Annotated in this window: 19 protein-coding genes; 12 read left to right on the forward strand and 7 right to left on the reverse strand. The window is 59.2% G+C overall.

Annotated elements, in window-relative coordinates:
* Window positions 1–60: 60 nt before the first annotated feature.
* A complete protein-coding gene (rbn, locus tag USH94_RS01325) occupies window positions 61–978 on the reverse strand; it encodes a ribonuclease BN (RefSeq protein ID WP_111965275.1) in 918 nt (305 codons plus the stop codon).
* A gap of 71 nt (window positions 979–1,049) precedes the next feature.
* Between rbn and USH94_RS01330 the strand changes: the two genes are divergently transcribed.
* The 10 genes from USH94_RS01330 (at window position 1,050) to USH94_RS01375 (ending at window position 10,918) form a co-directional block, all read left to right on the forward strand.
* Window positions 1,050–1,511: a GNAT family N-acetyltransferase gene (locus USH94_RS01330; protein ID WP_111965276.1), complete on the forward strand. Its 462-nt coding sequence runs from the start codon at window positions 1,050–1,052 to the stop codon at window positions 1,509–1,511.
* Between the two features lie 53 nt (window positions 1,512–1,564).
* Window positions 1,565–1,870 carry a stress response protein ElaB gene (gene elaB / locus USH94_RS01335; protein WP_008500219.1) on the forward strand — a complete coding sequence of 102 codons (306 nt, stop codon included), beginning with the start codon at window positions 1,565–1,567 and terminating at the stop codon, window positions 1,868–1,870.
* Between the two features lie 86 nt (window positions 1,871–1,956).
* Entirely contained in the window at window positions 1,957–3,252 is a 1,296-nt protein-coding gene (gene menF / locus USH94_RS01340) for an isochorismate synthase MenF (protein ID WP_111965277.1), read from the forward strand.
* An 88-nt stretch (window positions 3,253–3,340) separates the two neighbouring features.
* A complete protein-coding gene (menD, locus tag USH94_RS01345) occupies window positions 3,341–5,011 on the forward strand; it encodes a 2-succinyl-5-enolpyruvyl-6-hydroxy-3-cyclohexene-1-carboxylic-acid synthase (protein ID WP_111965278.1) in 1,671 nt (556 codons plus the stop codon).
* Complete coding sequence (gene menH, locus USH94_RS01350) at window positions 5,008–5,784, forward strand: 2-succinyl-6-hydroxy-2,4-cyclohexadiene-1-carboxylate synthase (RefSeq protein ID WP_111965279.1); 777 nt, start codon at window positions 5,008–5,010, stop codon at window positions 5,782–5,784. Before menD ends, menH begins: the two co-directional genes overlap by 4 nt.
* Window positions 5,781–6,638, forward strand: a complete 858-nt coding sequence (gene menB, locus USH94_RS01355) for a 1,4-dihydroxy-2-naphthoyl-CoA synthase (protein ID WP_045327944.1) — start codon at window positions 5,781–5,783, stop codon at window positions 6,636–6,638. The genes menH and menB overlap by 4 nt, the downstream gene beginning before the upstream one ends.
* Window positions 6,638–7,603 carry an o-succinylbenzoate synthase gene (menC, locus tag USH94_RS01360; protein WP_111965280.1) on the forward strand — a complete coding sequence of 322 codons (966 nt, stop codon included), beginning with the start codon at window positions 6,638–6,640 and terminating at the stop codon, window positions 7,601–7,603. Before menB ends, menC begins: the two co-directional genes overlap by 1 nt.
* A complete protein-coding gene (gene menE, locus USH94_RS01365; protein ID WP_111965281.1) occupies window positions 7,600–8,961 on the forward strand; it encodes an o-succinylbenzoate--CoA ligase in 1,362 nt (453 codons plus the stop codon). The genes menC and menE overlap by 4 nt, the downstream gene beginning before the upstream one ends.
* 124 nt (window positions 8,962–9,085) lie before the next feature.
* Window positions 9,086–9,625, forward strand: coding sequence for a YfaZ family outer membrane protein (locus USH94_RS01370; RefSeq protein ID WP_111965282.1), 540 nt, complete (start codon window positions 9,086–9,088; stop codon window positions 9,623–9,625).
* Between the two features lie 93 nt (window positions 9,626–9,718).
* Window positions 9,719–10,918, forward strand: coding sequence for a nicotinamide mononucleotide deamidase-related protein YfaY (locus tag USH94_RS01375; protein ID WP_111965283.1), 1,200 nt, complete (start codon window positions 9,719–9,721; stop codon window positions 10,916–10,918).
* 33 nt (window positions 10,919–10,951) lie between these two features.
* Here the strand turns inward: USH94_RS01375 and glpC are convergent, their stop codons facing one another.
* From glpC to glpA, 3 genes are read right to left on the reverse strand one after another with little or no spacing between them, the layout of a single operon-like run.
* Complete coding sequence (gene glpC, locus USH94_RS01380; protein WP_111965284.1) at window positions 10,952–12,142, reverse strand: anaerobic glycerol-3-phosphate dehydrogenase subunit GlpC; 1,191 nt, start codon at window positions 12,140–12,142, stop codon at window positions 10,952–10,954.
* A complete protein-coding gene (glpB, locus tag USH94_RS01385) occupies window positions 12,139–13,356 on the reverse strand; it encodes a glycerol-3-phosphate dehydrogenase subunit GlpB (protein ID WP_111965285.1) in 1,218 nt (405 codons plus the stop codon). The genes glpC and glpB overlap by 4 nt, the downstream gene beginning before the upstream one ends.
* Window positions 13,346–14,974, reverse strand: coding sequence for an anaerobic glycerol-3-phosphate dehydrogenase subunit A (gene glpA, locus USH94_RS01390; protein WP_111965286.1), 1,629 nt, complete (start codon window positions 14,972–14,974; stop codon window positions 13,346–13,348). Before glpA ends, glpB begins: the two co-directional genes overlap by 11 nt.
* A gap of 251 nt (window positions 14,975–15,225) precedes the next feature.
* Between glpA and glpT the strand changes: the two genes are divergently transcribed.
* A complete protein-coding gene (gene glpT / locus USH94_RS01395) occupies window positions 15,226–16,578 on the forward strand; it encodes a glycerol-3-phosphate transporter (protein WP_045354273.1) in 1,353 nt (450 codons plus the stop codon).
* A gap of 11 nt (window positions 16,579–16,589) precedes the next feature.
* Window positions 16,590–17,642 (forward strand): glycerophosphodiester phosphodiesterase, encoded by a 1,053-nt coding sequence (gene glpQ / locus USH94_RS01400; protein WP_111965287.1) that lies wholly within the window; start codon window positions 16,590–16,592, stop codon window positions 17,640–17,642.
* 24 nt (window positions 17,643–17,666) lie between these two features.
* Here the strand turns inward: glpQ and yfaE are convergent, their stop codons facing one another.
* The 3 genes from yfaE to nrdA are packed head-to-tail and all read right to left on the reverse strand — an operon-like array spanning window position 17,667 to window position 21,386.
* The gene (gene yfaE / locus USH94_RS01405) at window positions 17,667–17,921 is read right to left on the reverse strand and encodes a class I ribonucleotide reductase maintenance protein YfaE (RefSeq protein ID WP_008500234.1); all 255 of its coding nucleotides are present in this window, start codon (window positions 17,919–17,921) and stop codon (window positions 17,667–17,669) included.
* Window positions 17,921–19,051, reverse strand: coding sequence for a class Ia ribonucleoside-diphosphate reductase subunit beta (nrdB, locus tag USH94_RS01410; protein WP_111965288.1), 1,131 nt, complete (start codon window positions 19,049–19,051; stop codon window positions 17,921–17,923). Before nrdB ends, yfaE begins: the two co-directional genes overlap by 1 nt.
* Before the next feature lie 49 nt (window positions 19,052–19,100).
* Complete coding sequence (gene nrdA, locus USH94_RS01415) at window positions 19,101–21,386, reverse strand: class 1a ribonucleoside-diphosphate reductase subunit alpha (RefSeq protein ID WP_045908710.1); 2,286 nt, start codon at window positions 21,384–21,386, stop codon at window positions 19,101–19,103.
* Between the last annotated feature and the right edge of the window lie 45 nt (window positions 21,387–21,431).

Below are 21,431 nucleotides of genomic sequence, written 5' to 3' on the forward strand. Positions count from 1 at the left end.
CCCTCGAGAGAAATGCTGACCTTTTAATCGTTATCGGCATCCTGAGGGAAAAATGAAGGACTAAACGCTGACCTGAGCGAAATCTTCGGCCAGCTCACATTCCGGGAACAGCGCGCGGCACTCTGCCAGCAGCTTTTCACAGCCCCGCGCGTCGTAGCGCGAGCTGACATGGGTGACGATGAGTCTCCCGACGCCCGCGTCACGGGCAAGCTGCGCCGCCTGACGCGTAGAGCTATGGCCCCGGCTGTTGGCTTTTTCTTCCATCGCTGTTTCAAGCGTTGCTTCATGCACCATCACATCCACGCCCTGGGCAAGGTGAAGCGCTGCCGGGCACGGGGCCGTGTCGCCAAATATCGCCAGCTTTTTGCCGGGCTGCGGTGCGGCGAGATAATCCTGGCCGTTGATGACGCGCCCGTCCTCCAGCGTGACGGTCTCACCGTGCTTCAGGCGCTGGAACAGCGGCCCGGGTTTTACGCCGTCGGCCATCAGCGCGGCGGCATCCAGCGCGCCGGGTTTATCATACGCATCAATACGGTAGCCATAGCACTCGACAGGATGATTGAGCGGTTGAGCGCTCACCTTATATTCGCCGTCATCGAAAACCAGGCCTTCGGTAATCTCAACGACCTCCAGGGGATAATCTGTCCATGACCCGCTCAGGCGTAGCGTAGTTTCGACAAATTCACGAATACCCGCTGGCCCGTAAATCGTCAGCGGGTTGGCGTTACCGGCCATCGAGCGGCTGCACAGCAGGCCGGTAAGGCCAAACAGGTGGTCGCCATGCAGATGGGTGATAAAAATTTTATCCAGCTTGCCGGGGTGGTAAGCGGTGTGTAACAGCTGATGCTGCGTCCCTTCACCGCAGTCAAACAGCCACAGCCCGCCGCGGGTGGGATGCTTAAGATCCAGAAGGATCGCCGTCACGTTCCGTGAGCGGGTTGGCACGCCAGCGGACGTACCCAGAAAAATCAGTTCCATAACGCAATCAGCCCTTTGCCGAACGGGGAGGGGTTTAGTATAACGTGATGAACCCCAGGAAGGAGACTGACATGATCCAGTGGCAAGATTTACACCATAGTGACCTCACCGTTCATTCACTTTACGCCCTGCTGAAACTGCGCTGCGAAGTGTTTGTGGTTGAACAGACCTGCCCGTATCAGGACATCGACGGCGACGATCTTGTCGGCGAGAACCGCCATATTCTTGGCTGGCGGGATAACGAGTTGGTGGCGTATGCGAGGATTCTGAAAAGCGAAGACGATTTTGAGCCTGTCGTCATTGGCCGCGTCATCATCAGCGGTAAGGCGCGCGGCGAAAAGCTGGGCTATCAGCTGATGGAAAAAACGCTGGAGGCGTGCCGGAAACAGTGGCCTGACAAGGCGTTATACCTGGGCGCGCAGGCACACCTGCAGTCCTTCTACGGCCACTTTGGTTTCGTGCCGGTCACCGATGTGTACGATGAAGATGGCATTCCCCACGTCGGCATGGCGCGAGAAGCGAAGCAGGCGTAATAGCGAGTCGTTGGCTATAGTTAGCGGACTGGTGTACTAACATGGAGAAAAATATGTCATTTCAATCCTGGGATACCCGTATCGACGACGACCTGGCTTTACTGAGCGAAACGCTGGAAGAGGTGTTACGTTCCTCGGGCGACCCTGCCGATCAGAAATATATTGAGCTAAAAGCCCGCGCCGAGCAGGCGCTACATGAAGTGAAAAACCGCGTCAGCCATGCGTCTGATACCTACTACTACCGGGCCAAAAAAGCAGTGTATCGTGCCGATGATTACGTGCATGAAAAACCATGGCAGGGTATTGGCGTGGGGGCTGCCGTAGGGCTGGTACTGGGGCTGCTGCTGGCCCGTCGCTAAACCGCTTAACCACTCCCTATACGTGGGTACTGCTATTTATCGTCAGTACCCCGTATAATACGAGGTTTTAACAGGGAGAGGTTCGCGTGAATTCGATTTTCCTCGCGCTGGAGCAATTGCGTACCCAGCTTTCGCAAGCGTTACCCGCAACACCCGGCTTACGTCATTTCGACGTCTCTTTCCCGTTAAACGACGCCTTCGACCCTCTCGCCTGGCTTGGGGCTCAGCAGTGCTATCCGCAGTTTTACTGGCAACAGCGTAACGGCGATGAAGAGCTGGCTGCGCTGGGGGCGGTTACCCAATTTTCCTCTCTGGCGTTAGCCACGCAGTTTTTGCGCGAGCAAAATGCGGCACAAGATACCCGTATCTGCGGCCTGAACGCTTTTAATCCGGAGCAGGGGAGCCTCTTTTTACCGCGGCTGCTCTGGCGACGTACCGCCGGCAACGCCACGCTGCGCCTGCAGTTGTGGAGCAATTATTCTCTTCAGGAAGATGCCCGCGCCGCGCTGGATTTTTTACAGCAGCTCCGTCCTGCAAGGCCTATCCGCCCGCTGTCCGTTCAGGTAGAGCACGAAACCCATCTGCCGCAGCAGGCCGAATGGCTGACGCTTATCCGCAGGGCGACAGAGACCATTGCGTGCGGTGAATTTGAAAAAGTGGTTCTCGCCCGGGCAACCGATATTCGTTTTACACAGCGCGTAAACCCCGTCGCGCTGATGGCAGCCAGCCGGGCCCTGAATTTACATTGCTACCATTTCTGCATGATTTTCGACGCCAGCAACGCGTTTCTCGGCTCGACCCCCGAGCGTCTGTGGCGGCGGCGCGGCACGCTGCTGCGTACGGAAGCGCTGGCGGGCACCGTCGCCAGCCATAGCGATGATAGCCAGGCGCAGCGTCTCGGCGAGTGGCTGCTGAACGATGATAAAAACCAGCGTGAAAATATGCTGGTCGTGGAGGATATTTGCCAGCGTCTTCAGCACTCTACGCAGACGCTCGAGGTACTGCCCCCCCAGGTGGTACGCCTGCGTAAAGTGCAGCATTTGCGCCGCTGTATCTGGACCGAGCTTAAACAGGCTGATGACGAGCAGTGTCTGCTCATGTTGCAGCCAACCGCAGCCGTTGCCGGATTACCCCGACAGCCTGCGCGCGAGTTTATTCAGAAGGTTGAACCCTTTAACCGCGAATGGTACGCCGGTTCGGCCGGGTATTTATCCCCCGAGCAGAGTGAGTTTTGCGTGGCGCTGCGCTCCGCGCGCGTTCAGGAGGACTCCCTGCGGCTCTACGCCGGCGCCGGTATCGTCAGCGGATCTGACCCGGAGCAGGAGTGGCAGGAGATTGAAAACAAAGCCGCCGGATTGCGCTCTCTGCTCCTAAGGGATTAATACAGATTCGCGCATTCCCGATTCATATCAAAATTCCAATTTTTTCTATTATTTATACTGTGTCGCATTCTTGATACCGGACAATCTCATGTCAGTAAGTTCTTTTAACCGACGCTGGGCGGCGGTGATCCTTGAAGCCCTGACGCGCCATGGCGTCAGGCACGTGTGTATTGCACCGGGTTCTCGCTCAACGCCGCTGACGCTGGCGGCCGCCGAAAACCGGGCGTTAATTCACCACACCCACTTTGATGAGCGCGGCCTCGGCCATCTTGCGCTGGGTCTGGCGAAGGTCAGCAAAGAACCCGTGGCGGTGATTGTCACTTCCGGTACCGCCGTGGCGAACCTCTATCCGGCGCTGATTGAAGCCGGGTTAACCGGTGAAAAACTGATTCTGCTGACGGCCGATCGTCCCCCTGAGCTTATCGACTGCGGCGCCAATCAGGCCATTCGCCAGCCGGGACTCTTTTCTTCGCATCCTTCGCAGACGATTTCGCTGCCCCGTCCCACCCAGGATATTCCGGCAAGCTGGCTGGTCTCTACCGTCGATCACGCCATGGAGACGTTGCGTAGCGGATCGTTGCATATCAACTGCCCGTTTGCCGAGCCGCTTTACGGTGAGCTGGACGACACGGGTCTTGACTGGCAGCAGACCCTCGGCGACTGGTGGGAGAGTGAAAAACCGTGGTTGCGCGAGCAGACGCATCTCGAGAGCGCGAAGCAGCGCGACTGGTTCTTCTGGCGACAGAAGCGCGGCGTGGTTATCGCCGGGCGCATGAGCGCCTCTGAAGGCAAGCTGGTTGCCGAATGGGCGCAAACCCTGGGCTGGCCGCTGATAGGCGACGTGCTTTCCCAGACCGGTCAGCCGCTGCCGTGCGCCGATCTCTGGCTGGGTAATGCCAAAGCGGTCACCGAACTGGCGCAGGCGCAGATTGTGGTCCAGCTTGGATCGAGCTTGACCGGCAAACGGTTACTGCAGTGGCAGGCGACCTGCACACCGGACGAGTACTGGCTGGTGGACGCGCTGGAAGGGCGGCTTGACCCGGCGCACCACCGCGGCCGTCGTCTGGTGAGCAGTATCGACGCCTGGCTGACGCTTCATCCGGCTGAGAAACGCAAGCCCTGGGCGGTGGCCATTCCGGACCTTTCGCGCCAGGCGTGGGAATTAACCAAAGCGCACTGTGAAGCGTTTAGCGAAGCCGGGCTGGCGCACCGTATTCGCCAGTACCTGCCCGAGCAGGGGCAGCTGTTTGTCGGCAACAGCCTGGTCGTGCGGCTGATTGATGCTTTTTCGAAGCTGCCCGCGGGCTACCCGGTGTACAGCAACCGTGGTGCCAGCGGCATCGACGGGCTGATCTCCACGGCGGCGGGCGTGCAGCGCGCCAGCGCGAAATCGACGCTGGCGATCGTGGGCGATCTCTCCGCTCTCTACGATCTCAACGCGCTGGCGCTGCTGCGTCAGGCGTCAGCCCCGTTTGTGCTGATTGTGGTCAACAACAACGGTGGGCAGATTTTCTCCCTGCTGCCTACGCCGCAGAGCGAGCGCGAGCGTTTCTATCTGATGCCGCAGAACGTGCAGTTCGAACACGCCGCGGCGATGTTTAGCCTGAAATACCATCGCCCGGAAAGTTGGGAACAGCTGGACGCGGCGTTAAACAGCGCATGGAAACAGCCGGGCGCGACGCTGATTGAGCTTGTGGTGAACGATGCTGACGGTGCGCAGGCCCTGCAAAGTCTGCTGGCGCAGGTGAGCCAGCTGTGATCCTCTCGGGTGTGCTGCAGGCCGGAAAACCAGGCTATCCCTGGCTGGTCTTTTTGCACGGTTTTTCGGGTGACTGTCGCGAGTGGCAGAGGGTCGGTGAAGGACTTAGCGATTATCCCAGGCTATATCTGGATCTGCCGGGGCACGGTGGATCCCGGAATCTGGGTGTGAAGGGGTTTGACGAGATGAGCGCGTTGCTCACCCGAACCCTGCTTAGTTACAACATACTTAAATTCTGGCTTGTCGGGTACTCCCTCGGCGGCCGCATTGCGATGTTCCATGCCTGCCAGCAGCCAAAGGGGCTGCATGGCGTGCTGGTGGAGGGAGGGCATCCGGGCCTGCAGGATGCCGATGCGCGAAATGCGCGGCTGGCATCCGACCGCCGCTGGGCAACGCGTTTTCGTACCGAACCGCTGGAGAAAGTATTCGCTGACTGGTACCAACAGCCCGTTTTCGCCTCCCTTACGGACGCCCAGCGCGATGCGCTGATTACTCTGCGCAGCCAGAACAGCGGCGCGACGCTGGCGATGATGCTCGAGGCAACGTCGCTGGCCGTGCAGCCCGACCTGCGTGCTGCCCTGAGCGCGCGCGATTTCTCTTTTGATTATCTCTATGGCGAACGTGATGAGAAGTTTGCGGCCCTGGCCGCTGAGCTGAACGCCGTTCGCCATGCAATTCCCAACGCCGGACACAACGCCCACCGGGAAAATCCCGATGCGGTTACCGCAAGTCTGGCTCAGATACTGCGTCTTCGCATAAAGGACACTCTATGATCTACCCTGATGAAAACATGCTCTATGCACCGGTTGAATGGCAAGACTGCTCCGAAGGCTACACCGACATTCGTTACCACAAATCCACCGACGGCATTGCTAAAATCACCATTAACCGTCCGCAGGTGCGTAATGCCTTCCGTCCGCTGACCGTGAAAGAGATGATTCAGGCCCTGGCGGATGCGCGCTACGACGATAACATCGGCGTGATTGTCCTGACCGGCGAAGGCGATAAAGCGTTCTGCTCCGGCGGCGATCAGAAAGTGCGCGGTGACTACGGCGGATACCAGGACGATGCGGGTACACACCACCTGAACGTCCTCGATTTCCAGCGTCAGATCCGCACCTGTCCAAAACCGGTGGTGGCGATGGTGGCGGGCTACTCCATCGGCGGCGGTCACGTGCTGCACATGATGTGTGACCTGACCATTGCGGCCGAGAACGCCATCTTCGGCCAGACGGGCCCGAAAGTGGGATCCTTCGACGGCGGCTGGGGTGCCTCCTACATGGCGCGCATCGTCGGGCAGAAAAAGGCCCGCGAAATCTGGTTCCTGTGCCGCCAGTACAACGCGCAGGAAGCGCTGGATATGGGCCTGGTGAACACCGTGGTCCCGCTTGCCGAACTCGAAAAAGAAACCGTGCGCTGGTGCCGTGAAATGCTGCAAAACAGCCCGATGGCGCTGCGCTGCCTGAAAGCGGCACTTAATGCCGACTGCGACGGTCAGGCGGGTCTGCAGGAGCTGGCTGGCAACGCCACTATGCTGTTCTACATGACCGAAGAGGGTCAGGAAGGGCGCAACGCGTTTAACGAAAAACGCCAGCCGGACTTCAGCAAATACAAACGGAACCCGTAATGCGTCGCGCGCAGGTTTACCGCTGGCAGATACCGATGGACGCGGGTGTGGTGCTGCGTGAACGGCGGTTAAAAACCCGTGACGGCTTCTTCGTGCATCTGCAGCAGGACGAGCGGGAAGGCTGGGGCGAGATTTCACCGCTGCCGGGCTTTAGCATGGAGTCGCTGGAAGACGCGCAGTCAGCATTGCTGGCGTGGGCAGACGCGTGGCGTGAGGGCACGAATCCGGCATTGCCGGATGTGCCTTCCGCGGCTTTTGGTATCAGCTGCGCGCTCGCGGAGCTGGACGGCAGCCTGCCGGAAGCGGGAAATTACCGCGCGGCACCGCTCTGCACGGGCGATCCGGACGAACTCTTCGCGCTGCTCTCCGCTATGCCGGGCGAGAAGGTCGCGAAAATCAAAGTTGGGCTCTATGAGGCGGTGCGCGACGGCATGGTCGCCAACCTGCTGCTGGAAGCGATCCCCGATCTTCATCTGCGTCTGGACGCCAACCGCGCCTGGACGCCGCTTAAGGCGCAGCAGTTTGCGAAGTACGTCAATCCGGCGTACCGCAGCCGCATTGCCTTCCTCGAAGAACCGTGCAAGACGCGGGAGGATTCGCGTGCGTTTGCCCGCGAAACGGGGATTGCCATCGCCTGGGATGAAAGCCTGCGCGAGGCCGATTTTGAATTTGTCGCCGAACCCGGCGTCAGCGCGGTGGTGATTAAACCAACGCTGACCGGCAGCCTGGCGAAAGTGCGCGAGCAGGTCGCGGCGGCGCACGCCTTAGGGCTGACGGCGGTCATCAGCTCGTCGATTGAGTCCAGCCTTGGGCTAACCCAGCTGGCGCGCATTGCCTCCTGGTTAACGCCTGACACGGTCCCTGGTCTCGACACGCTGAACCTGATGCAGGCTCAGCTTCTCCGCCCGTGGCCGGACAGCGCGCTGCCGTGCCTCGACGTTACGGCGCTGGAGCCGCTGCAATGAGTTTTACCGACTGGCCGTGGCGGCACTGGTGTGCGCAGTTTGCCGATAAACCGGCCCTGAGTCTGAACGACGAGGTGCTCAGCTGGCAACAGCTGTGCGCGCGCATTGACCGCCTTGCGGCGGGCTTTCACCGTCAGGGCGTGGAGGAGGACGACGGCGTGCTGCTGCTGGCCCATAATCATCCGCACACCCTGCTGGCGTGGCTGGCGCTGCTCCAGTGCGGGGCGCGTATTCTTCCCGTGAATCCGCAGCTGCCGCGCCCGCTGCTGGACGTGCTGCTCCCGCAGATGACGCTGCGCTTTGCGCTGGTGCTGGACGGCAGCTACGACGCTCTTCCTGCCCTGTGCATGCGCGAGACCACCGATGCGTATAGCGCTGCGTGGCAACCGGCGCGGCTGGCGTCCATGACGCTGACCTCCGGCTCCACCGGGCTGCCGAAAGCGGCGGTCCATACCTGCGACGCCCATCTCGCCAGCGCGCGCGGCGTTTTGTCGCTGATCCCCTACGGTGAAGACGACGACTGGCTGCTTTCGCTGCCGCTGTTTCACGTTTCCGGCCAGGGGATTTTATGGCGCTGGCTGCAGGCCGGCGCGCGGTTAACCGTGCGCGAGAAACAGCCGCTGGCGGAGGCGCTGTGCGGCTGCACCCACGCCTCGCTGGTGCCAACCCAGCTCTGGCGTCTGCTTAATGCACACCAGCATTTTGCACTGAAAGCGGTGCTGCTGGGTGGGGCGGCCATCCCTGTTGAATTGACCGAACAGGCGAGAGAGCAGGATATTCGCACCTTCTGCGGCTACGGCCTGACCGAGTTTGCCTCTACCGTCTGCGCGAAAGAGGCGGACGGCGAGCCGGACGTGGGCTATGCGCTGCCGGGCAGAGAGGTTCAGGTGGTTAACGGGGAAGTCTGGATCAGGGCGCAAAGCATGGCCTCTGGCTACTGGCGGGATGGCGAACTGATTCCGCTGACCAACGCGCAGGGATGGTTCGCCACACGCGATAGCGGCGAATGGCATAACGGACGTCTGACGATCCTGGGCCGCATGGACAACCTCTTTTTTAGCGGCGGAGAAGGGATCCAGCCGGAATCGCTGGAACGCGTTATCGCCACGCACCCGCAGGTTAACCAGGTATTTATTGTTCCGCTGGACGACGCCGAGTTTGGGCAGCGTCCGGTGGCGGTGGTGGAGTGTGAGCCGGGAACGGATATCACCTGTTTACCTGACTGGGTGAGGGATAAGGTGGCGCGTTTTGAGCAACCCGTCCGCTGGCTGCTGTTGCCGACCGAACTCAAAAATGGCGGTATTAAAGTCTCGCGCCGCGCGTTGCAGCAATGGGTGAACGCATCGCTGAAGGGATAATAGCCGTTTCAAATAGTTACAATCTAATGACCTGCCGCACGCAGAGTGCTTGATCCCCGGGAGACTCCGGTTAAAATCTCGCGGTTTTGGGACTTCTTTATAATAATTGTGCGGGATCACGACAATGAAAAAAGTGGCATTAGTGGGCTTAGGCCTGATGGTTGTATCTGCGGCGGCTAACGCCATCAGCATTAACGGATCGGCGGGTCAGGATTATACCCACCTTGGCTTTGGCATGGGTACCGAGACTTCGGGTCTGGCGATGACCGGCGGCTGGACGCATAACGATGATGACGGCGACGCGGCCAGCCTCGGCCTGGGTCTCAACGTTCCTCTTGGCCCGTTCCTGGCCACCGTCGGCGGTAAAGGTATCTATACCAACCCAAATGACGGTGACGAAGGGTACGCGGCGGCAGTGGGCGGCGGCCTGCAGTGGAAAATTGGCGACAGCTTCGGCCTGTTTGGTGAGTACTACTATTCGCCGGACTCCCTCTCAAGCGGTATCGAAAGCTATGAAGAGGCTAACGCCGGCGCGCGCTGGACCATCATGCGTCCGATTACCATCGAAGCGGGCTATCGCTATCTGAACCTGGCCGGTAAAGACGGCAACCGCGACAACGCGCTGGCCGACGGCCCGTACGTGGGCGTCAGCGCAGGCTTTTAATCACTCCGGCGCGGCAATCTGTCGCGCCAGTTTCTCTCTTATCCACCCCGCGTTTGCGTTATAGTGTTTTGACCAAATAAGCGGGAGAACATAATGATTAACGTGGAGATGTTATCCACCGGCGACGAAGTGCTGCATGGACAAATTATTGATACCAATGCTGCCTGGCTTGCCGATCTTTTCTTTGAGCAAGGATTACCGTTAACGCGCCGCAATACGGTGGGCGACAATCTTGAGTCACTGGTCGCTATTCTGCGTGAACGCAGTGAGCACTGTGACGTGCTGATTGTGAACGGTGGGCTCGGCCCTACCAGTGACGATCTCAGCGCGCTGGCCGCCGCGACCGCAAAAGGCGAAGGGCTTGTGCTGCACGAGGCGTGGCTTTCGCAGATGGAGCGCTTTTTCTCCGAACGTGGCCGCGTCATGGCCCCCAGCAATCGCAAACAGGCTGAAATTCCCGCCAGCGCCGAGCTGGTTGATAACCCGGTGGGTACCGCGTGCGGATTTGCCATGCAGCTGAACCGCTGCCTGATGTTCTTCACGCCGGGCGTGCCCTCAGAATTTAAAGTGATGGTCGAGCAGCAGATCCTGCCGCGCCTTCGCCAGCGTTTTACCCTGCCGGAACCGCCGCTGTGCCTGCGTCTGACCACCTTTGGCCGCTCGGAAAGCGATCTGGCCCAGAGCCTCGATCACCTTCCGCTGCCGCCGGGCGTGTCCATGGGCTATCGCTCCTCCATGCCGATCATTGAACTTAAGCTGACAGGCCCGGCCGAGCAGAAAGAGGCGATGCTGGCGTTGTGGCCCGAGGTGCAGCGCGTGGCTGGTGAAAGCCTGATCTTTGAAGGTACGGAAGGGTTGCCCGCGCAGATTGCGAAGCATCTGCAGGCGCGTCAGCTCAGCGTGACCTTAAGCGAGCAGTTCACCGGTGGCCTGCTGGCGCTGCAGCTGTCGCGCGTCAACGCGCCGCTGCTGGCCAGCGAAGTTGTGCCGTTCCAGCAGGAGACCCTGGCGCAGACCGCACGCTGGGCGTCCGAGAGAAGGGTGAAGCATTTTGCCGGTCTGGCGCTGTTTGTCGGCGGGCTTGATGAAGAACATCTCAACTTCGCGCTGGCGACGCCCGAGGGCACCCACGCCCTGCGGGTAAAAATGAGCATTACCCGCCACAGCCTGGCGGTGCGTCAGGAGGTGTGCGCCATGATGGCGTTGAATATGCTGCGCCGTTGGCTGAATGGCAAAGAGGTGGCCAGCGAGCACGGCTGGATTAACGTGGTTGAGTCGTTGTTCGTGGAGTAACACCTGCGCCGGGGCCTTTCGCCCCGGCCATGTTCAGCCGAGCGCCTTTGCCAGCAGCGTAATCGGATGTTCGCAGCGCTTGCTGGTGGACATCTCAATCTGCCATTTGCAGGTTTCGCAGTCCGTTACTACGATATCTGCGCCGCTCTCCTCAATCTGACGAAACAGCGGGGCGCCAATCGCCTGTGACGTTTCGTAGTTTTCACGCTTAAAGCCGTAGGTTCCCGCAATCCCGCAGCAGCGCGAGTCCAGCACCGTCAGCTCCAGCCCCGGGATTAGCCGCAGCAGCTCCAGCGTATAGAGCGACCAGCCCATCTTCTCCATATGACAAGGTGTGTGATACACCACCTTCAGGGATAATTCCCTCAGCGGCAAGGTCTGCCCGCTATCCAGCTTGCGCCACAGGAAACGTGTCGCCAGCTCGATGTGCTCGCGCAGTCCGGTGTTGTCCACGTCCAGCAGATGCGGGTACTCATCGCGCAGGGTAAAGGTACAGGTGGACGAGGTCGACAGCACCGGAATACCTTTATCAACAATCGCTTCGCGCAGTGACGTGACATTGCTCTGAGCCTGCCTGCGCGCTTTATCGGTAAACCCGTTGGCGATCAGCGGTACGCCGCAGCACTTCTCTTTATTCAGTAGCTGAACGCCCGTTCCCATGGCGTTCAGCACCTTCAGCAGGTCTTTACCCAGCTGCGGGTGGTTGTAATTCACGTAGCAGCCGTGGAAAAAGGCCACCTGCTCGGCGTACTGCGCCTGTTTCGCCGCGACGGATTTATACCAGCGGCGGAACGTACCGTGAGAATATTTCGGCAGGCTGCGGTGATGGTCTATCTTCAGCGTGGCATCCAGCAGCTGGCGCACCGGTTTGAGGGAGGTCGCGGCATTCACCAGCGGGGCAAACGGCGTAGAGACGCTGCCCATCAGATCGGTATGGCTCAGAATCGCGTCCCGCAGCGACGGCTTTTGCGCGCTGTAGCGCGCCCGGGCGCGCTGGATGATATCGCCGATTTTCACATCCGACGGGCAGGCGACTTCGCAGCGTTTGCAGTTGATGCAGTATTTCAGCGCTTCATCATACAGCTTGCCGTCCTTCAGGCGCAGACGCTCGCCGTCCGGTCCGGCCTGCTTTGGTCCGGGATAGCGTGGGTTCACGCCGCTGACCGGGCAGACGGTGGTACACACCGTGCATTTGATGCAGCTTTCAAAACGGGTATCGTTCATTGTTCAGCCTCCGTGCGCTGGCTAATCTGCTCTGCCACATACAGCGCCGTGACGGCGCAGACGCCGCCACCGCACCCCTGAGCAATAGGATCGTACCCGCCCAGCAGCGAGCCGATGGCAAAGAGATTACTGACAGGTCTACCGGCAAGCTGCGGATGCAGGTGGTTATCGACAATCACGCCGAACTGCTGCCAGGGCTGCGGCGAGAAGAAATCACTTTGATACCAGTCCGCGCGGGAGGCATGCTGGCGAACATCCAGTCCCATAATAGCTTCCCGGATACCCTCCCGGCTGCTCAGCAGCCCGTTGCTGAAGAAGCTGCCGCTTGCCAGCACCGTATAGCGCGCACGAAGCGGAATATCGTCGTGGTTGCGCGTCCAGATTTCGCTCACCGCGCCGCCGGTCAGAGTGATTTTTTTCACCTCATCACCCGCCATCCACACGCCGCCCTGCGCGACAAACTGGCGCTGGAGCTGGGTATGCAGACGAATGCCGGGTACGGACGGAGGCAGCGTTGGCAGCAGGCCGAGCGAGCAGGGCAGACGATCCGAGAGCCAGCGCCAGAGCCGGTTGTCGCGTAAGCCAAAGCAGGCGGGCATCAGCAGGGCGTCACAGCTGTCGCTGAGGGGCCTGAGCGCGTCATACAGCAGCGGCCATTTGTCCTCGTTATCCAGAAATCGGGCGATATTCACCGCGCGAAACTCGCTCGGGTTATCGCGCAGGACATCAAGCTCAGGTAGCTCTATCTCTGCCGTTTCGGCATTGATACCCTGGCGGCAAAGCGACGCCGCCGCGAGATGGGGCTGAAAATCCAGAAAACCACTAATACCCACGACCCGAACGCGCGCGGCATTGAAGGGGGCAACGGGCACCTCCTCCGGGCTGAGCCAGGCAGAGCGTAAGGTACCGAGCGGCGTGACGCGCTGGTGATTGAGCCGGGCGCTCCCCTTCAGACGCGCGCCGCAGTCCGCCAGCAGCGCTTCCGTTTCCAGCGCAAAGCGGTCAACGTTGTGCGCGCCAATCAGGTGATAGGGGTGCTCCGGCGGCAGCTTATCGCGGTACGTTTCGTCCACCAGATCCAGCGAGCCCGACGAGAAGTGCAGGGCGCTCTGGCCCCGTGTGATAATGGCGCAGCGCAGCCCCTGCCTGGTGAGCCTGATGCCGCAGAGCAGGCCTGCCAGCCCGCCGCCGACGATTACGGTATCAAATTTCATCGCGTTGCTCCTTCTCAAGACCGCAAAGCCCCTGGTAGACCCAGCGGGTAAATTCGCTTTCGCGCAGGGCATCGCCCCAGGCGACAGGCTGAATGCCTTTCCAGCGCTCGTTTAAAAACGCGCTGAGCTGATCGAGCGACTGGGTGGCGGTGGTGGTATGAAAGCGCTGCAGCAGTCCGGCGGCACGACAGGCGCACAGCTCGCCCTGACAGGTCCCCATTCCGACGCGGGTGCGGCGGCGAAGATCGAGCAGGCTGTTAACCGTCAGACTTTCCACCGCGTACTGCACCTCACCGGCGGTGACGGCTTCGCACTCGCACACCAGGCTGCGGCTCAGGCGCCCTTCACCGAGCCACTGCGGCGTTCTGTCGCCGTGGCGGTAAATAGCGGATCCGCGCAGCGGCGCGGGCAGGGAGATGATTTTTTGCAGCGTTTTTTCGGTGGACTGACGCGAGCCGGGCAGGGGTTGTTCTGCCGTCACGCACCGTTCGGTATTGCCCAGCTTGCGGCAGACGGCATCGGTCGCCCACTCGGCCATCAGGCGGTAGGTCATCAGCTTGCCGCCGGTGATGGTGATAAACCCATCCAGCCCGTCACGCTCGGCGTGATCGAGCAGCACAATGCCTCGGCTGACGTTACGCCCGCTCGGATCGTTATCGCTGGCGACCAGCGGACGCACGCCTGCGTAGGCGCGCAGAATACGCGTCTGCGCCATCACCGGGGCCAGTTTTTCCCCTTCGCGCAGCAGGATGTCGACCTCTTTAGCGGTCACGCGGTTGTAGTCAATCTCGCTATAGTCCACGTGGGTTGAGGTCGTACCGATTAATGAGATGGTGTCGCCCGGCACCAGAATATCGGCATCTGACGGTTTGCGGCAGCGGTTAATTACGTGGTTATTGATGCGGTGGTCGAGGATCAGCAGCGAGCCTTTCGCCGGGAACATGCGCACCGACAGGTCCGCGTATTCCGCGATGCGCTGCCCCCAGATCCCCGCCGCGTTGACCACCACGGCGGCATACAGTTCGCTGTGTTCGTTATATTGCGTATCAACAATCCGTACGCCGCAGATGCGGTTTCCCTCGCGGATAAGCCCGGTCACTTCGTGTCCGGTCAGGATGTGAGCGCCATGTTCGCGGGCGTCCAGCATGTTGGCGGCAGTCAGGCGGAAGGGGTCAACGGTGCCGTCAGGCACTTTAACCGCGCCGATAAGCGCCGGGTTAACCGACGGTTCCAGCCGCCGCGCCAGAACCGGATCCATGGCCTCAGCCTGAATGCCCGCTGCACAGCAGGCGGTAATAAAGGTGTCCTGAAAGGTGAGGTCATCTTCGGGAAGAGTGATAAACAGGCCGTCAGTCGGCTCAATGCAGTGGCGGGCGATACGCTTGAGGATCTGGTTTTCAGCAATACATTCGCGCGCGGATTCAGCGTCGGTGACCGCATACCGGGCGCCGCTGTGCAGCAGGCCGTGGTTACGTCCGGTTGCGCCCGTGGCGATATCATGGCGTTCCAGAAGCGTGACGCTTAAGCCGCGAAGGGCGCAATCGCGCGCGATCCCGGCGCCGGTTGCGCCACCACCAATGATTATCACATCACTATAACGAGGATCGTGACTGGTCATTGTTTACCCTCTATGTTCGTTTTTTATCATTTAGCCATATTAATTTTGTGGTTTGTTTGATTTCGAACATAAACGCGCGGAATTCGAAAGTGAAACGTGATTTCATGCGCCTTTTTGCGCATTCTGTCATATTTCTGTAACAATCTGTGCGTTGATTCACAGTAACAATCACCGTGATTTCTTAACATCCCCGCCTCTGGAATTCAGGTGCGAGCCACCTGCTCATTCATTTCAAGGCCACGGAGGCTGTTATGCTCAGTATCTTCAAACCTGCGCCGCACAGGGCGCGTCTGCCAGAGGCAGAAATAGATCCGCTCTATCGCCGTCTGCGTTGGCAAATCTTCCTGGGGATCTTCTTCGGGTACGCGGCGTACTACCTTGTACGTAAAAACTTCGCGCTCGCCATGCCGTATCTGGTGGAGCAGGGCTTTTCCCGTGGCGATCTGGGGTTCGCGCTGTCGGGGATCTCCATCGCCTACGGTTTTTCCAAATTCATCATGGGCTCCGTGTCGGATCGCTCGAATCCGCGCGTGTTCCTGCCCGCCGGTCTGATCCTGGCGGCCGCGGTCATGCTGTTCATGGGCTTTGTGCCGTGGGCTACCTCCAGCATTGCCATCATGTTCGTGCTGCTGTTCCTCTGCGGCTGGTTCCAGGGGATGGGGTGGCCGCCGTGCGGGCGTACCATGGTGCACTGGTGGTCGCAGAAAGAGCGCGGCGGCATCGTGTCGGTGTGGAACTGCGCCCATAACGTGGGCGGCGGTATTCCGCCTCTGCTGTTCCTGCTGGGGATGGCCTGGTTCAACGACTGGCATGCGGCGCTCTATATGCCTGCCTTTGGCGCCATTCTGGTGGCGATTATTGCCTTCGCCCTGATGCGCGATACGCCGCAGTCCTGCGGCCTGCCGCCCATTGAAGAGTACAAAAACGACTATCCGGATGATTACAGCAAGGAGCACGAAGAAGAGCTGACTGCGAAACAGATCTTCATGAAGTACGTGCTGCCCAATAAGCTGCTGTGGTACATCGCGGTCGCGAACGTGTTCGTTTACCTGCTGCGCTACGGCATCCTCGACTGGTCGCCAACCTACCTGAAAGAGGTGAAGCACTTCGCGCTGGATAAATCCTCCTGGGCGTACTTCCTGTATGAATATGCCGGGATCCCGGGCACGCTGCTTTGCGGCTGGATGTCGGACAAGGTGTTTAAGGGTAACCGCGGCGCGACGGGCGTGTTCTTTATGACTCTGGTGACCATTGCTACCGTGGTGTACTGGCTCAACCCGCCGGGCAACCCATCAGTAGATATGGCCTGCATGATCGTCATCGGCTTCCTGATTTACGGTCCGGTGATGCTGATCGGTCTGCATGCCCTGGAGCTGGCGCCGAAAAAAGCGGCGGGCACGGCGGCGGGCTTTACCGGCCTGTTCGGCTACCTGGGCGGTTCGGTCGCGGCGAGCGCCATCGTGGGCTACACCGTTGACTTCTTTGGCTGGGACGGCGGCTTTATGGTGATGATCGGCGGTAGCGTGCTGGCGGTACTGCTGCTGATTGTTGTGATGATCGGTGAGAAACGTCACCACGCGGAAGTGCTGGCGCGTCGTCAATAAGGAGCTTAGCGATGAAATTAACCCAACTTGCAACCGGCCTGCTGCTGGCGGGCCTGATGACCGGGTCCGCGCTGGCGGCGGATAAAATTGTTATTGCCCACCGCGGCGCCAGCGGCTATCTGCCGGAGCATACGCTGCCGGCGAAGGCGATGGCCTATGCGCAGGGTGCGGATTACCTGGAGCAGGATCTGGTGATGACGAAGGACGACCAGCTGGTCGTCCTGCACGATCACTATCTTGACCGCGTGACGGACGTGGCGGATCGTTTCCCGGACCGCGCGCGCAAAGATGGCCGCTTCTATGCCATCGACTTCACGCTGGCGGAGATCCGTTCCCTGAAGTTTACCGAGGGCTTTGAGATTGAAAACGGCAAGAAGGTGCAGGTATATCCAGGACGTTTCCCGATGGGCAAATCTGACTTCCGTATTCATACCTTCCAGGAAGAGATTGAGTTTGTGCAGGGGCTGAACCACTCCACCGGTAAAAACATCGGCATCTACCCGGAAATCAAAGCGCCGTGGTTCCACCATCAGGAAGGAAAAGATATTGCCGCGAAGACGCTCGAGGTGCTGAAGCAGTACGGCTACACCGGCAAGAAGGACAAGGTCTACCTGCAGTGTTTTGATGCCGCCGAGCTGAAACGCATCAAAACCGAGCTGGAGCCGAAGATGGGGATGGATCTCAATCTGGTTCAGCTGATTGCCTATACCGACTGGAATGAAACCCAGGAGAAGCAGCCGGACGGGAAGTGGGTTAACTACAACTACGACTGGATGTTTAAGCCGGGCGCGATGAAGCAGATTGCGCAGTACGCCGACGGCATCGGGCCGGATTACCACATGCTGGTGGCGGAAGGTTCAACGCCTGGTCACGTGAAGCTGACTGCGATGGTGAAAGAGGCGCATGCCAGCAGGATGCAGGTGCACCCGTATACCGTGCGTGCAGACCAGCTGCCGCCATATGCCACGGACGTGAATCAGCTTTATGAGGTGTTGTATAACCAGGCGGGCGTGGACGGACTGTTTACGGATTTCCCGGATAAAGCGGTAACGTTCTTAAAATAGAAAAAAGGGCCGTAAGGCCCTTTTTTACATCTCGATCTCTATATCGCCTTTTGCCCGGCAGCAGCAGGGCAAAATTTCCCCTTCGTTGATAAAGGCCAGCGGCTCGGTCAGCCAGTCCACCTGGCCGGCGACCAGACGGCAGCGGCAGGAGCCGCAGTAGCCGGAACGACACTGGTACTCTACTTCTACCTGATGCGCCTCAAGCGCCACCAGCAGAGAAGGGTGCTCCTCCCGACACAGTACCTCAGTGCCGGAAAGACTTAACGTGACGCGTGACATCAGAGCTGGAAGTTGCTCAGGTCGTCGGTGTTGACTTCAGAATCAATCTGACCGACCAGATAAGAGCTGACTTCCACTTCCTGCGGCGCAACCTGCACGTTATCGGACACCAGCCAGGTGTTGATCCACGGGATCGGGTTAGAGCGTGTCTGGAACGGAAGGTCGAGACCAACAGCCTGCATGCGGATGTTGGTGATGTACTCAACGTACTGGCACAGGATGTCTTTGTTCAGGCCAATCATGGAGCCGTCGCGGAACAGGTAGTCTGCCCACTCTTTCTCCTGCTGAGCGGCCAGCACGAACAGGTCGTAGCACTCCTGCTTGCACTCTTCAGCGATTTCAGCCATCTCCGGATCGTCCGTACCGCTGCGCAGCAGGTTCAGCATGTGCTGGGTGCCGGTCAGGTGCAGGGCTTCATCACGGGCAATCAGACGGATGATTTTGGCGTTGCCTTCCATCAGCTTGCGCTCGGCAAAGGCGAAGGAGCAGGCGAAGCTGACATAGAAGCGGATCGCTTCCAGAGCGTTGACGCTCATCAGGCACAGGTACAGCTGCTTTTTCAGCGCGCGCAGGTTCACGGTGATGGTTTTACCATCCACGTGGTGGGTGCCTTCGCCCAGCAGGTGCCAGTAGCTGGTCATCTCGATCAGCTCGTCGTAGTAGTGGGCAATGCCTTCCGCGCGCTTCTGGATCTGCTCGTTGGTGACGATATCGTCAAACACCACCGCCGGATCGTTCACGATGTTGCGGATAATGTGCGTGTAAGAGCGGGAGTGAATGGTCTCGGAGAATGCCCAGGTTTCCACCCAGGTCTCCAGCTCAGGAATCGAGATCAGCGGCAGCAGCGCCACGTTAGGGCTACGTCCCTGAATAGAGTCCAGCAGCGTCTGGTACTTCAGGTTGCTGATGAAGATATGTTTTTCGTGATCCGGCAGCGACTGGTAGTCAATACGGTCGCGGGATACGTCCACTTCTTCCGGACGCCAGAAGAAGGAGAGTTGCTTTTCAATCAGCTTTTCGAAGATGTCATATTTTTGCTGATCGTAGCGTGCCACGTTGACCGGCTGGCCGAAGAACATCGGCTCTTTGAGCTGGTCGTTTTTCGTCTGTGAAAAGGTGGTATATGCCATGAGTGTGTCCTGTCTTACGAAATAAAGGCGGGGATATCCCCGCCCTTCATTAGATCTTACATGCGCCGCTTTCGCAGCCATCGTCCTGAATTGACGGTACCAGGTCGTCCTGCGCGTCTTCCGCACCATCACGGGTGTTGTGATAGTACAGGGTTTTCACGCCAAATTTGTAGGCGGTGAGCAGGTCTTTCAGCAGTTGCTGCATCGGGACCTTGCCTGACGGGAAGCGCGTCGGGTCATAGTTTGTATTGGCAGAGATCGACTGGTCGATAAACTTCTGCATGATACCCACCAGCTGCAGGTAGCCGTCGTTGTTTGGCATTTCCCAGAGCAGCTCGTAGTTGTCACCCAGCGTCTCGTAATCCGGTACCACCTGACGCAGCACGCCGTCTTTCGACGCTTTGATGCTGACGTGGCCGCGCGGTGGCTCAATACCGTTGGTGGCGTTAGAGATCTGCGAAGAGGTCTCAGACGGCATCAGGGCAGAGAGCGTGGAGTTACGCAGGCCGTGAGTCTTGATGGACTCGCGCAGGCCTTCCCAGTCGAGATGCAGCGGCTCGCTGACAATCGCATCCAGGTCTTTCTTGTAGGTGTCGATTGGCAGAATGCCTTTCGCGTAGGTGGTTTCGTTGAACCACGGGCACGCGCCTTGCTCTTTCGCCAGCTCGTTGGACGCTTTCATCAGGTAGTACTGAATCGCTTCGAACGTCTGGTGCGTCAGGTTGTTGGCGCTGCCGTCAGAGTAACGCTTGCCGTTTTTCGCCAGCCAGTAGGCGAAGTTGATCACGCCGATACCCAGGGTACGGCGGCCCATCGCACCGCGTTTAGCGGCCGGGATTGGATAATCCTGGTAGTCCAGAAGGGCGTCGAGCGCACGAACCGCCAGCACGGCCAGCTCTTCCAGCTCGTCCAGGCTCTTAATCGCGCCCAGGTTGAACGCGGACAGCGTACACAGCGCGATTTCGCCGTTTTCGTCGTTCACGTCTTCCAGCGGTTTGGTCGGCAGGGCGATCTCCAGGCACAGGTTAGACTGGCGCACTGGCGCAACCACCGGATCAAACGGGCTGTGAGTGTTGCAGTGGTCAACGTTCTGGATGTAGATACGGCCGGTAGAGGCACGTTCCTGCATCATCAGGGAGAACAGGTCTACTGCCTTCACGCGCTGCTTACGGATGCTGTCGTCTTTTTCGTATTTGGTGTACAGACGCTCGAACTCGTCCTGATCGGCAAAGAACGCGTCATACAGGCCCGGGACGTCGGACGGGCTGAACAGGGTGATGTCTTCGCCTTTCAGCAGACGGGTGTACATCAGCTTGTTGATCTGCACGCCGTAGTCCATGTGACGCACGCGGTTGCCTTCCACGCCACGGTTGTTTTTCAGAACCAGCAGGCTTTCCACTTCCAGGTGCCACATCGGGTAGAACAGGGTCGCAGCACCGCCGCGCACGCCGCCCTGAGAGCAGGATTTTACGGCCGTCTGGAAGTGTTTATAGAACGGGATACAGCCGGTGTGGAACGCTTCACCGCCGCGAATCGGGCTGCCCAGCGCACGGATGCGACCGGCGTTGATGCCGATACCGGCACGCTGGGAGACGTATTTCACGATGGCGCTGGAGGTGGCGTTGATTGAATCCAGGCTGTCACCACACTCGATCAGTACGCAGGAGCTGAACTGACGGGTTGGGGTACGCACGCCAGACATGATCGGCGTCGGCAGAGAAATCTTGAACGTGGATACCGCATCGTAGAAACGCTTCACGTAATCCAGACGGGTATCACGCGGATAGTTTGAGAACAGGCAGGCGGCCACCAGAATGTAGAGGAACTGGGCGCTTTCGTAGATCTCACCGGTTACACGGTTCTGAACCAGGTATTTGCCTTCGAGCTGCTTCACCGCCGCGTAGGAGAAGTTCATGTCGCGCCAGTGATCGATAAACCCGTTCATCTGCTCGAACTCTTCTTCCGTATAGTCTTCCAGCAGATGCGTGTCGTATTTGCCCAGCTCAACCATTTTCACCACGTGATCGTAAAGCTTCGGCGGCTCAAACTGACCGTAGGCTTTTTTACGCAGGTGGAAAATCGCCAGACGTGCAGCGAGGTACTGATAATCCGGTGCTTCGCGGGAGATGAGGTCTGCCGCTGCTTTAATGATCGTTTCGTGGATATCAGACGTTTTGATGCCGTCGTAGAACTGAATGTGGGAGCGCAGTTCAACCTGGGAGATAGATACGTTGTTCAGTCCTTCTGCTGCCCAGTCGAGAACTCGATGGATTTTGTCCAGATTGATACGCTCGGTAGTACCGTCGCGCTTTGTCACCAGCAGACTCTGATTCATGTGGGTTTTACCTGTCCGTGAAATAAAAAATATCCCCCGTTTATC

Source organism: Enterobacter sp. 148H3, assembly GCF_034107425.1.
Classification (GTDB): Bacteria; Pseudomonadota; Gammaproteobacteria; order Enterobacterales; family Enterobacteriaceae; genus Enterobacter; species Enterobacter vonholyi.